Source organism: Pseudoalteromonas sp. SCSIO_11900 (assembly GCF_000576475.1).
In the GTDB taxonomy this organism is placed as follows: domain Bacteria; phylum Pseudomonadota; class Gammaproteobacteria; order Enterobacterales; family Alteromonadaceae; genus Pseudoalteromonas; species Pseudoalteromonas tetraodonis.
On the sequence record NZ_KK070025.1, the window covers coordinates 42,241 to 52,719 of the forward strand.

The following is a 10,479-nucleotide window of genomic DNA, read 5'->3' on the forward strand; positions in this document are numbered from 1 at the left end:
TATGACACCTGATCAAAAATTTGCCCGCTACGTTAAAGTTTCGCTTGTTGGTTTTATTGTTGTCTTTTTTTATTATATTGTTGCCGATGTATGGTTGCCGGTTACGCCACAGGCACGGGTTTATCATCCGGTTGTGCAAATATCACCGCAAATAAATGGCCGTGTTACCGATGTTTTGGTCAGTAATAACCAAGCGGTTAAAGCGGGTGATGTATTATTTGAGATAGATAAAAACACCTATCAGCTGGCACTTGAACAAGCACAGCTCGCGCTTGATGATGCCAAACTACAAAATAAACGCCTTGATACCAATGTAAAAGCGTTGGAGGCACAAATAAGTGCAGCTAACGCTAAATTGCATGAGCAGCAGCTATTAAAAAAGCGTGGCGAAACACTTTACAAACAAAACTCTATTTCGGAGCAAGAGCTTGAAAGCATTCGTGCTAACTTTGCAGCAAGTCAATCTAATTTAGCTGCCTTTGAAGCACAGCTTGCTGAAGCTGTTTTAGCGCGTGGCGACTCGGGGCAAAATAATTTAGCGCTGCGCCATGCGGCCAATCAGTTAGCGCAAGCCGAGCTTAACTTATCCTATACACAAGTGCGTGCTTTAAGCGATGGTGTAGTGGCTAATTTACAGTTACTTGAGGGTTCCTATGCGGTTGCGGGTAAGCCATTACTTGCTATTGTGGCAAAAAAAGCAGATTTAGTGGCTGATTTTCGTGAAAAGTCACTATTAAATATGCAGCCTGGGAGTTTAGCAAAAGTAGTGTTTGATAGCCGACCTGGTGAAGTATTCGACGCTAAAATTGAAACTTTTGAGGCCGGTGTCAGTGACGGGCAACTTAGTGCGAATGGATTACTTAGCACCACCGAAACCAGCAACCGCTGGGTTCGTGACGCTCAGCGCCAGCGTATTCATTTAGTGCTACCAAATAACACTCAGCTTATAAATAATATGCCCAGTGGTGCGCGTGCTACCGTGCAGTTACTCCCACAATCGGCAATAGGCCAATGGTTGGGGTCAGTACAAATCCGCTTTATTAGTTGGTTACATTACATTTATTAGTGGGGCGAGTAATGACACAACATGTTAGCCAAGCGCCACAACTCGATTCAAATGGCTTACGCCAAGCGCTGCGGATTGCCGGTGGTTGCACTATTGGTTTTACTTTATGTAAGTTAATGAATTGGCCAAATGGGATATTTTTTACAGTTTACCCTATGTTATTACTGGGTTTAGTGCCAAGTATTAACAAAGGTGTGATCCGTCAATTTGTTGCCAGTGCTGCCTACAGTGCGTTTATTGTGCTTGTTTTGCAGGGCTTATTTTCACACTTACCGGTGTTAATGACGCTCATTATTTTTGCTAGTTTTTGCGTGTTATTTTATTTAATGAGTAGTGGCGGCGCGTTTTTATTTGGTGCGTTAGGTGCGGTGAGCTTATCGATTCAGTTGCACTTTGCCAGCCATGTTGATCAAGCAAGCAGCATTTACCCGCTTATTTTAAGTAATGGTATGGCTATTTTTATTACTATTATTATTGCGCTCTTGATGCATGGTTTGTTTCCTGATGTGACAGCGCGGCCCATGCGCGCTGTGCCACACAAGGACAAAGAAAGTATTCGTCACGAGGTGTTGCTATGCGCTAGCGTTGCGACTTTATCATTCGTAGTTTTTCAGGTACTTGATTTACAAGATTCAATTTCGGCGCAAGCGGCGTCTATTTTAATTTTGTTTTCGTTGTGTTTTAAGGCAGCGGGCACCGCAAGTTGGCAACGTATTATTGGTACACTGATAGGCTGTAATGCTGCTTTGGTTTCGCAGTTGTTTTTGTATAATCATACCGACGTTTTGCTTTTTCCGGTGGCTATATTATGGATTTTGTCTTTTATATTCAGCCGTTTTCATATTTTAGGTGGTGGTCCACCGGGTGTTGGGTTTGGGGTATTAACCACGTTTGGCATTTTATTTGGTCAGTCGTTAGGCCCAGGGCAAGATTTAATATACAGTGCTTTGTATCGATTTAGCTCGGTGGCCGTTGCGGTTACGGTAAGCTTAAGCGCAGTGTATGTAGTGCATCGAATCCTCAACCGATTTAGCGTCACCCGCCATCATACTTATGATTAAATTAAAGGCTGCATTCGCAGCCTTTTTTATACTAGCCTATTGCAAGTAAATTCAACGCAGTTAGCGCTGGAAATAGCTGCTTGAGGTAGATTTATTATCCAGAGTTCAGATTACTTAAGTTCTAGCTTGATATTACCGCGTAGGGCTTTAGTTTGGCCGTGTTTGGTTTTTTTATCCATGCGTTTACGCTGTGAGTTACGGCTAGGTTTAGTGGCACGGCGTGCTTTATTAACCTTAGTGGCGCTTAAAATTAAATCTTTTAGCCGTTTTAGCGCATCTTCTCTGTTGAGCTCTTGGGTGCGATGGCTTTGCGCTTTAATAACCAATACCCCTTCTTTGGTGATCCTTGAATCTTTCAAAGCAAGTAATCGTTCTTTATAAAAGTCAGGTAATTTAGAGCGATTAATATCAAAGCGTAAATGTATAGCACTGGCTACTTTATTAACATTTTGCCCGCCTGCGCCTTGCGAGCGAATAGCGCTGAGCTCTACTTCCCATTCATCAATGGTTACGCTGTTTGAAATAGTTAACATAGTGCCCCGCTCTTTTTGCAAAAATGTATTATATCATCAGTACATTGCGTTGTGGTGAATCAACTTAAACTCACACCTAAGTAAATAATAATTTATAAATTTACGCTTTGTATTGGCAATAGCCGTTAATTAGTTTTTAATTAACGCTACTTTACTATTAGGAAATGCTTAATGAAAAAATTACTGTTATCAATCAGCTTGTTAGCGATGAGCTTCTCAAGCTTTGCACAAGACATTAACGAAGGTCAATTACAAAGCTACATTAAGGCATTACCTGCAGTTACAAGTTGGGCAAGCAATCAAGAGTCGTTAAAAGGCTTAGATTTAGCGAATATGCTGGGCGCATCGGCAGATCAAACGATCACTGAGCAAAGCTCGTTAGCCAACAGCGCACTTAGCATGATCAAACAGCAAGACTTATATAAAAGCTTTGCCAACGTAACTAGCCAATATGGTTTTACGCCTGAACAATTAATTGCTGTAGGATCGGAAGTTTCAATGGCTTACATTGAAAACCTAAAATCAGGTTTATCAGATGAACATAAACAAACCGCCAATAAATTAATGGGTGGCTTACAAAGTATGCAAAGTAGTAAAGACAAAGGCGTTAGTTCATTAATGGGAACGTTTGGCAAGGCATCAAGCGCAGCCCAATCGGCAGAGCCTGTAGTCAGTGAAAATAACCTAGCACTTGTGAGCGAATACATGCCACAACTTAAAAAGCTGTTTTCAATGTTGTAAAAGTTATTGTTTATAGAGGTGGCATTGGCCACCTTTTTTATACTTACTTTTCCAGTCTCATGTATTTTAAGTTTAAATAATGGCTTCAGTTTTAATGCTGTAAACCCCCTTTACGGCTATGATTAAGGCGTTATTTCGCTAGCGCTAAAAAAAAAAGTAATAAATAAACCCTAATTTTACTTACGCTAAGGCTGCGTTTTGTTTGGTGCTGAAGTTATACCAATCGACTTAAATATTTAACCATTTTAGCGAGCTAAATAAAGCGCTAACTGCGTTATAATTTTTTTCAAGTAGAACAACCACATGTCAAAATTTACGCCTTGTTATCACTCCATTTATTTGTCGCTATCAATGGTCAGTAACTTAACACAATTGGTATTAAGTTAGTTGCTACTAACAAGTTGTTGTTTTATACAGATCAGCCATTTATCAACTTAAGTAGTAAATGATGGTATATTTCTTTCCGCTAGCTTATTTTTGTTTGTTTATTAGCCTTTTTTAATTTTTATACGGTTGAGTTAGTAAAAAATCGGTTTATTTTAACAATTTTGAAAAGTAGTTAGTAAAATCGTGATCCTTTCGGTGTTTTTAAATAAAGTTATTATAAATTAGGTGGTTAGGCTTTAGTATTACAAAGCTAAAATAGTAGTAATCCCAAAGGGAGCGTATGTTAATAGCAAATAATGGGACTAAAGCATCGCTATATAGCCGTTTGCAGCGGTTATAACTGTTTGTTCAGGTGCCTTATTTCAGATCACTATTTAACTAACAGTATTAAAAGAGCCTATTTTATTCAAATGCAAATAAGAACTACTATCTTTTGTATTTATTGGCGTTATAATATCACCATCTTTTTTTAGCTATGTTTAAAAGGAATTTGCAGTTTATGCAGGCCTCCAACCGTCTTTTAGACTTTCCTAAACCCGTTTTTTCTATGTTATGGCAATTTATGCAACGCTTTAGCTATGAATTAGCGGTTTTATCGCGTTTTTTTATTGCCATTGTTGGCGGGTATTTTTTTACAGCCGTTAGTGTGTCGCTATTAAGTGCAGTAGTGCCTGTGCCTAAAGTTGACGCGGTTTTGCTTAGTGTGTCTGCGAGTATTTTAATTTATGCCCTGGTGTTTATTTATAGCTTTTATATTCATTCATTAAAAACTGTTTGGATCAGTATTTTACTAAGTATTGCAGCGCAACTTGTCGTTTTATCGCTACTGAAGGGATGGTTATGAAAGGGAGTTTTTTTCGTTCAATGACGTGGTTACATACATGGGTGGGTTTGCTCGTGTGTTGGTTACTGTATTTAATATTTTTTGCAGGCACTATTAGTTTTTTTAGAGATGAAGTGAGCTTATGGAATCAGCCAAGTGTCCATAATATTGAGCAGCAGGCAGATCGTATTGGCGCGCAAAAACAACAAATCGTGTCGGGTGTTGAGTATTTAAATGCGCAAGCACCTAATGCGCCTAATTGGCGTATAACGCTTCCTGAGGAGCGTATACCTTATTTAACGTATGGTTATGCAAAACCAAAAGAGCCTGGACAGCGCAGAGCCTCTTTTGAAAATACCCGTTTAGATCCAAATAATATGCAGCCTTTAGCACCCTTTATAGATACTCGAGGGGGGAATTTCTTTTATCGCCTGCATTTTGATTTGCATTATATTGATGTAAAAACGGCACGTTGGATTGTTTGTTTTGCTAGTTTATTTATGCTCATTGCATTGATATCTGGCATCGTTATTCACAAACGTATTTTTAAAGATATGTTTGTTTTTAGAGCTAATAAAGGCAGCCGTAGTTGGTTAGATGTGCATAATTTAAGTTCGGTATTTGCCTTACCTTTTCATTTAATGATTACTTATACGGGCATTATTACCCTGATATTTATGATTTTCCCCTACCCCGCGCAAACCGTTTATGAGGATGGAATACGAGGCTTTTTTAATGATGTTTCGCCAAGTAGTCCTGCAACAGAGGCGTTGCAAGGCACAGCGCCATTAGTGCCTATCAATACTGTTTTGGATCAGGTTTATACTAAGTGGCCAGAGGCTGATATAACTCGGGTGATTATAAATAAGCCGAATAAGGCCGCTGCGACTATTATGGTTTTGGTCAGCCCTGGAAAAACATTAAGGGATCAAGCACCGCGTTTGATATTTAGTGGAGCGAGTGGTGAGCTTGTTGCTCAAACTGATGATGAACTTACCGGCAGTAAAGCGCTGTATGAGTCACTAAATTCAATGCACACTGGGCGTTTAGCGGAGCCATTATTACGTGTTTTATACTTTTTAGGCGGCATTGCTGGCTGCATAATGATAGCCACGGGCTGTATTATGTGGGCAAAGCGCATTCGAGAGCGAATGAAAAAAAATGCCCGGCCATCATGGGGTTTAAAACTCGTCGAAGCGCTTAATTTAGGAACTTTAATGGGATTGCCCTTGGCAACGTCTGCGTTCTTTTTAGCAAACCGATTAATCAGCACACGCGCAATGGAGCGCGCGGATAAAGAGATACTTGCCTTCTTTTTAACTTGGCTGTGTGTACTTATTATCGCTTTTGTAAAGCGTGACAAGCTGCAGTGGTGTGTTATGGCGGCCATAAACAGCATTGCTTGTTTTAGTGTGCCAGTGGTTAATGCGCTAACAACACAAGGGAATATAATCAGTTATTTATGTAATGAACAGTGGGCTTTATTTATGTTTGATAGTCTCTTTTTGTTATTTGGTTTGTTGTTTTTGTTACAAACCGAAAAATTACGTACTGCACTGCAAGCTAAAAAACCTAGCCCGATAAACACTCAGGAGCAAAAAGTATGATGGCATTGCTCCCTTTTAGTTTATGTTTGGTGGCTTTTAACTGCTTTGCACTGGCTAAGTTTAATCATTTTAAGGATGTTTTTAACAAGCGCCCTACTGATCAGCAGCGTTTAATTTTATTGAGTGTTGCTTGGATCAGTATTTTACTAAGTTTACTACTTTGTGTTAGCGAATTACACGGCTATGGCGCTCTACAGTTTTGCGGGTTTATGTCGTTAAGTGCTTTAATTATAATGATTTTTTATAGTTTTTTAGTCAATCTAACTAAGCTTTTTAACTTGCTTGTATTATTGATATTGGCCGCGAGTACGTTATTTTTTGGTTTAAATGGACTTTAGTTAGTAAAAACCTGATCCCAAAGAATAGGCTAAATTGAGGTAAAAAAATGGCAAGCCATCAGGCTTGCCAATTAAAAAGGGGGATTGTCATTATGTCTTGTACTTGCCTTTCCTTTTGCAAGTGGGGCTAATATAGCCCCTCTTTATTTAGTTTACCTTACAGTAAGGTGAACGTTTTATTACAACCTAAGGGTGTAAACCCCCTTTACAGCGATTTTTGATTTACCCATATAATCTCATCAGTTGCAAAACCAAGTGCTTTTACTTGGTTTAAAAAGTGCTGCTTGAGCTCTTTACTCACTGTAGGTGTTCTCGATAAAAACCATAAGTAATCTTTGCTATAACTTGTAATAAACGCATATTGATAATCAGGTTGGTCGAGCTCAAAAATAATATAGGCACCATAAAACGGGCCAAAAAATGACACTTTAAAATGCCCTGTATCGGCGTTTTCTACAAATTTAGCTAAGCCTTCAGCTTCGTCCCATTTTTGTTCTTTACTAATAAACCCTTTGTTTAATACCTTTACCGTTCCATCATCGTTAATTGAATAAGTGGCTGTTACTTGCTCCATTCCTTGTTCAAAAGAGTGGTCTAATCGTGCTATTTCATACCACTTGCCTTGGTATTTCTCTAAATCAAAGTTTTTAACAGGAGTTATTCCTTCGGGGGCGCTGGTACAGGCACTGAGTAAAAACACGGTGGTAATAAATAATGCGGTTTTAAAAGCGAGTTTCATGTTGTTTCCTTTTCTTTAGAAATTGCTATAGGATCGTCTTAATACTAAAGCAATTTAAAGAACTTAGCATGAAAATTTGGGTTGATGCTGACGCTTGTCCGGTGGTAATAAAAGAAATTTTATTTAGAGCCGCAGAGCGTACACAAACAGAAACTATACTGGTTGCAAATCATGCCATGCGAATCCCACCGTCAAAATTTATTAGCCGACTACAAGTGTCATCGGGCTTTGATGTGGCTGATGATGAAATAGTAAAACGAATAGAAAAAGGCGATTTAGTGATCACAGGAGATATTCCGCTGGCAAGTGAAGTGATTGATAATGGCGGCCAAGCACTTAATCCGCGCGGTGAGCTTTACACCACTGAAAACATTCGTTCATTACTAAATGTACGCGATTTTATGGATACTATGCGCTCAAGTGGTGTAGAAATGAGTGGTGGGCCGCCTCCATTAAGCCAAAGTGACAGACAAAACTTTGCTAACAATCTTGATCGTATTTTAGCGCAAAATAAGAGCAGTTAAAGTGAGCAGCCAGTTAATAGGGTTAGGTGATAATTCATTCAGTGTTGCTGTGTATGTAGCAAAAGCGCCCCCTATGCCTTACTTTGAAACACTTGCGCAGCTAGAGCCTGTAGTTAGTGGGCAAATAAATAGCATAAACCAGCACTGTGGCAATGGCTGGCGAAAAGTCTTTAATGTGTACGCCAAGGTGTTATTTGCGCTGCCAAGCGAGTATTACGCTTTTGCTAAACAAGCCGTGAGTTGGCAAGCATATCGCGATGAGCTGTTGTTACAGCAACATAGCGGTACTGCATTACTATTTAGTGCGCCGGTGCTTACTGAGCATAAAAATCAATTGCACATTATTGCAGGAAGAACTCACGCTAAAAACTTGATACAACAAGGTAAGTTAAACGCCCAACTTGATTGGCTTGATGATGAGTTTGCTATAGATAAAAGCCAGAATATTATTGTATGCCCCTATTTTGATTATAGGCAGCTGAGTAATATTAAAATTGCCCGTTTGAGTGAATTAGTGGCTCAGTTACGAATAATCTAAGCCACTTTCGTTTTTTAGGTAAGTGTTACGCTCAGTGTGTTAGCGCTATCAACTAGCATGAGCGAGCCCAAAATAAATAGGATGCAGGCCGATGCACGGCCAAATTTTAGTGAGAGCGCCGGATTATTGCTGAGGATTTTTCTGGCACTTACCCCTATTAACCAATATACCAGCGCACAGCCAACTAAATGAATAATGCTAAGTACCAGCAATTGTTCAGTAATAGAAAATGACAGTGTTGGTAAAACAAACTGCGGCAATAAGGCTAAAAATAACAGCATCACTTTGGGATTCAAGCCACTAATTATAAAGCCCTTTCTCATCCACTTTAGGGGCGTGTCTGAGGTGTGTTCTTGGCCATCGTTATAGGCTGCAGGCATTGGAGGAAATCGGTACAGTGATACGGCAATCCAAATGATATACAAAGCACCAAATAAGGTTAACAGCTTTATAAACATGGCATGCGATGCTAATAACGCGCCTAAACCTACCACCACTATTAAACTGGCCATTAAATGCCCAAGTATTAATCCTGACACCGCAGGAATGATTTTATCACCCGCTATACCTGCACTGATTGTATAAGCCCAATCGGCACCGGGGGTAAGTACAAACAAGATTGATACCAGCCAAAAAGAAAAAATAATATTAATATCCATACGTATCCATGCGCTAAAACCCAAAATAAGTGAGCTGCTATTTTATTTCTTTCTGATGAGTAAAAGTTACTGTATTTTACTGACATAAGCGTTCATTTTAGGAAATAATCAACTATGGATACCATAGATAGGAAAATTCTTGCTGAGTTGCAAGTTGATGGCAGGCTCACCCTTTCTGAATTGGCTGATCGTGTTGGGCTAAGCGTGTCACCTTGTCATCGTCGTGTAAAAGAGCTTGAGAAAAGCAAAGCAATTGTTGGCTACAGAACAGAAATATCACCGGAGAAGGTTGGTTTAAACTTTTCTGCGTTAGTATTTATTACTATTAAAGAAGGTGATAAAGCGTCGTTAAGCAAATTAGAGCAAGCAGTCGATGCTATCCCTCAGATCACCAATGCACAACGCTTATTTGGCACCCCTGATTACTTATTACACGTCGTTACTAAAGATTTAGCCGCGTTTCAGCAACTCTACGATGACAAGCTATCAGCCTTACCGGGTGTACAACGTTTAACCTCAACCATTGTGATGAAAGATATTGTAAGAACGCGTAACTTGCACTTTTAACAGGTTATGTTTTACACGAACTTTAAAAAGTTAAGCCGATGACGCTGCAAAGCCTATGGCAGCGGGCTTTGCCTAAATAGGTAAAAATAAAGTGTAAATAAAGCTTGTTATAAAGTGTATTGCTGTTATTCTGCTTGCCATCGGGTTGATAGAAAGCCCTGTTTATTTGTAAGTACCTCGTTGTTATTAGTAATAATCCTTCGCGATATCCTCAAGTTAAATGTTTGTTTTCTTCCTGTTAAACGCCTATTTTAAGGCAAATTTTTTATTATTTTTTTAGGATATTATTATGTCTAATACAACTACTGGTACAGTAAAATTTTTCAATGAAGCAAAAGGTTTTGGTTTTATTGAGCAAGAATCTGGCGCAGACGTTTTCGCACATTTCAGTGCTATCTCTGGCGACGGTTTCAAAACATTAGCCGAAGGCCAAAAAGTACAGTTTACTGTTACTCAAGGTCAAAAAGGCCCGCAAGCTGAAAACATCGTTTGCATCTAAATAGTTTTAATTGATGGGTTAGTGTTAACCCATCAATACTTATAAGTTTGAAAGAAGTTTTGTTTTATTTGTTAGTACCCCGTTGTTTTAGTAATAATCCTACGCGATATCCTCAAGTTAACTATTTTTTCGGCTCAATCGCCTCTTTTCAGGCACACTTTAATTAATTTTTAGGATACATATTATGTCTAATACAACTACTGGTTCAGTAAAATGGTTTAACGAAGCAAAAGGTTTTGGTTTTATTGAGCAAGAATCTGGCGCAGACGTTTTCGCACATTTCAGTGCTATCTCTGGCGACGGTTTCAAAACATTAGCCGAAGGCCAAAAAGTACAGTTTACTGTTACTCAAGGTCAAAAAGGCCCGCAAGCTGAAAACATCGTTTGCATCTAAATA

14 protein-coding genes are annotated in these 10,479 nt (G+C 39.1%); 11 read left to right on the forward strand and 3 right to left on the reverse strand.

Annotated features, from left to right (window positions below; translation table 11 throughout):
- The first annotated feature begins 1 nt into the window (after position 1).
- The gene (locus tag BG00_RS14505) at positions 2 to 1,066 is read left to right on the forward strand and encodes an HlyD family secretion protein (RefSeq protein ID WP_036983582.1); all 1,065 of its coding nucleotides are present in this window, start codon (positions 2 to 4) and stop codon (positions 1,064 to 1,066) included.
- Between the two features lie 11 nt (positions 1,067 to 1,077).
- The gene (locus BG00_RS14510; RefSeq protein WP_036983583.1) at positions 1,078 to 2,127 is read left to right on the forward strand and encodes a DUF2955 domain-containing protein; all 1,050 of its coding nucleotides are present in this window, start codon (positions 1,078 to 1,080) and stop codon (positions 2,125 to 2,127) included.
- Positions 2,128 to 2,237: 110 nt separating this feature from the next.
- Here the strand turns inward: BG00_RS14510 and arfB are convergent, their stop codons facing one another.
- The gene (arfB, locus tag BG00_RS14515; RefSeq protein ID WP_036983584.1) at positions 2,238 to 2,660 is read right to left on the reverse strand and encodes an alternative ribosome rescue aminoacyl-tRNA hydrolase ArfB; all 423 of its coding nucleotides are present in this window, start codon (positions 2,658 to 2,660) and stop codon (positions 2,238 to 2,240) included.
- Positions 2,661 to 2,831: 171 nt separating this feature from the next.
- Between arfB and BG00_RS14520 the strand changes: the two genes are divergently transcribed.
- The 4 genes from BG00_RS14520 to BG00_RS14535 all read left to right on the forward strand — a co-directional run bounded on the left by BG00_RS14520 (position 2,832) and on the right by BG00_RS14535 (position 6,556).
- Positions 2,832 to 3,401, forward strand: coding sequence for a hypothetical protein (locus tag BG00_RS14520; RefSeq protein WP_036983585.1), 570 nt, complete (start codon positions 2,832 to 2,834; stop codon positions 3,399 to 3,401).
- Between the two features lie 886 nt (positions 3,402 to 4,287).
- Entirely contained in the window at positions 4,288 to 4,632 is a 345-nt protein-coding gene (locus tag BG00_RS14525; RefSeq protein WP_033103215.1) for a hypothetical protein, read from the forward strand.
- The gene (locus BG00_RS14530) at positions 4,629 to 6,218 is read left to right on the forward strand and encodes a PepSY-associated TM helix domain-containing protein (protein ID WP_036983586.1); all 1,590 of its coding nucleotides are present in this window, start codon (positions 4,629 to 4,631) and stop codon (positions 6,216 to 6,218) included. Before BG00_RS14525 ends, BG00_RS14530 begins: the two co-directional genes overlap by 4 nt.
- The gene (locus BG00_RS14535) at positions 6,215 to 6,556 is read left to right on the forward strand and encodes a DUF3325 domain-containing protein (RefSeq protein ID WP_036983588.1); all 342 of its coding nucleotides are present in this window, start codon (positions 6,215 to 6,217) and stop codon (positions 6,554 to 6,556) included. The genes BG00_RS14530 and BG00_RS14535 overlap by 4 nt, the downstream gene beginning before the upstream one ends.
- 205 nt (positions 6,557 to 6,761) lie before the next feature.
- Here BG00_RS14535 and BG00_RS14540 read toward each other — a convergent pair whose 3' ends face one another.
- Positions 6,762 to 7,295, reverse strand: a complete 534-nt coding sequence (locus BG00_RS14540) for a lipocalin family protein (RefSeq protein WP_036983590.1) — start codon at positions 7,293 to 7,295, stop codon at positions 6,762 to 6,764.
- A gap of 68 nt (positions 7,296 to 7,363) precedes the next feature.
- On the opposite strand from BG00_RS14540, the gene BG00_RS14545 reads away from it, so the two are divergent.
- Positions 7,364 to 7,819 carry a YaiI/YqxD family protein gene (locus tag BG00_RS14545; RefSeq protein WP_008110780.1) on the forward strand — a complete coding sequence of 152 codons (456 nt, stop codon included), beginning with the start codon at positions 7,364 to 7,366 and terminating at the stop codon, positions 7,817 to 7,819.
- A gap of 1 nt (position 7,820) precedes the next feature.
- Entirely contained in the window at positions 7,821 to 8,357 is a 537-nt protein-coding gene (locus tag BG00_RS14550) for a DUF6942 family protein (protein ID WP_036983591.1), read from the forward strand.
- A 14-nt stretch (positions 8,358 to 8,371) separates the two neighbouring features.
- Here the strand turns inward: BG00_RS14550 and BG00_RS14555 are convergent, their stop codons facing one another.
- Positions 8,372 to 9,016, reverse strand: a complete 645-nt coding sequence (locus tag BG00_RS14555) for a LysE family translocator (RefSeq protein WP_036983592.1) — start codon at positions 9,014 to 9,016, stop codon at positions 8,372 to 8,374.
- Between the two features lie 114 nt (positions 9,017 to 9,130).
- Here BG00_RS14555 and BG00_RS14560 point away from each other — a divergent pair, with 114 nt between their 5' ends.
- From BG00_RS14560 to BG00_RS14570, 3 genes are all read left to right on the forward strand, one after another.
- Positions 9,131 to 9,583, forward strand: coding sequence for an Lrp/AsnC family transcriptional regulator (locus tag BG00_RS14560; protein WP_036983593.1), 453 nt, complete (start codon positions 9,131 to 9,133; stop codon positions 9,581 to 9,583).
- Between the two features lie 289 nt (positions 9,584 to 9,872).
- Positions 9,873 to 10,082: a cold-shock protein gene (locus tag BG00_RS14565; RefSeq protein ID WP_008463923.1), complete on the forward strand. Its 210-nt coding sequence runs from the start codon at positions 9,873 to 9,875 to the stop codon at positions 10,080 to 10,082.
- A gap of 184 nt (positions 10,083 to 10,266) precedes the next feature.
- The gene (locus tag BG00_RS14570) at positions 10,267 to 10,476 is read left to right on the forward strand and encodes a cold-shock protein (protein WP_036983594.1); all 210 of its coding nucleotides are present in this window, start codon (positions 10,267 to 10,269) and stop codon (positions 10,474 to 10,476) included.
- Positions 10,477 to 10,479 lie beyond the last annotated feature (3 nt).

What these genes read in the sequence shown, in the direction of transcription:
- BG00_RS14505 (WP_036983582.1), top strand. Translation starts at nt 2, where the DNA reads ATGACACCTGATCAAAAATTTGCCCGCTACGTTAAAGTTTCGCTTGTT.
- BG00_RS14510 (WP_036983583.1), top strand. Translation starts at nt 1,078, where the DNA reads ATGACACAACATGTTAGCCAAGCGCCACAACTCGATTCAAATGGCTTA.
- arfB (WP_036983584.1), bottom strand. Translation starts at nt 2,660, where the DNA reads ATGTTAACTATTTCAAACAGCGTAACCATTGATGAATGGGAAGTAGAG.
- BG00_RS14520 (WP_036983585.1), top strand. Translation starts at nt 2,832, where the DNA reads ATGAAAAAATTACTGTTATCAATCAGCTTGTTAGCGATGAGCTTCTCA.
- BG00_RS14525 (WP_033103215.1), top strand. Translation starts at nt 4,288, where the DNA reads ATGCAGGCCTCCAACCGTCTTTTAGACTTTCCTAAACCCGTTTTTTCT.
- BG00_RS14530 (WP_036983586.1), top strand. Translation starts at nt 4,629, where the DNA reads ATGAAAGGGAGTTTTTTTCGTTCAATGACGTGGTTACATACATGGGTG.
- BG00_RS14535 (WP_036983588.1), top strand. Translation starts at nt 6,215, where the DNA reads ATGATGGCATTGCTCCCTTTTAGTTTATGTTTGGTGGCTTTTAACTGC.
- BG00_RS14540 (WP_036983590.1), bottom strand. Translation starts at nt 7,295, where the DNA reads ATGAAACTCGCTTTTAAAACCGCATTATTTATTACCACCGTGTTTTTA.
- BG00_RS14545 (WP_008110780.1), top strand. Translation starts at nt 7,364, where the DNA reads ATGAAAATTTGGGTTGATGCTGACGCTTGTCCGGTGGTAATAAAAGAA.
- BG00_RS14555 (WP_036983592.1), bottom strand. Translation starts at nt 9,016, where the DNA reads ATGGATATTAATATTATTTTTTCTTTTTGGCTGGTATCAATCTTGTTT.
- BG00_RS14560 (WP_036983593.1), top strand. Translation starts at nt 9,131, where the DNA reads ATGGATACCATAGATAGGAAAATTCTTGCTGAGTTGCAAGTTGATGGC.
- BG00_RS14565 (WP_008463923.1), top strand. Translation starts at nt 9,873, where the DNA reads ATGTCTAATACAACTACTGGTACAGTAAAATTTTTCAATGAAGCAAAA.
- BG00_RS14570 (WP_036983594.1), top strand. Translation starts at nt 10,267, where the DNA reads ATGTCTAATACAACTACTGGTTCAGTAAAATGGTTTAACGAAGCAAAA.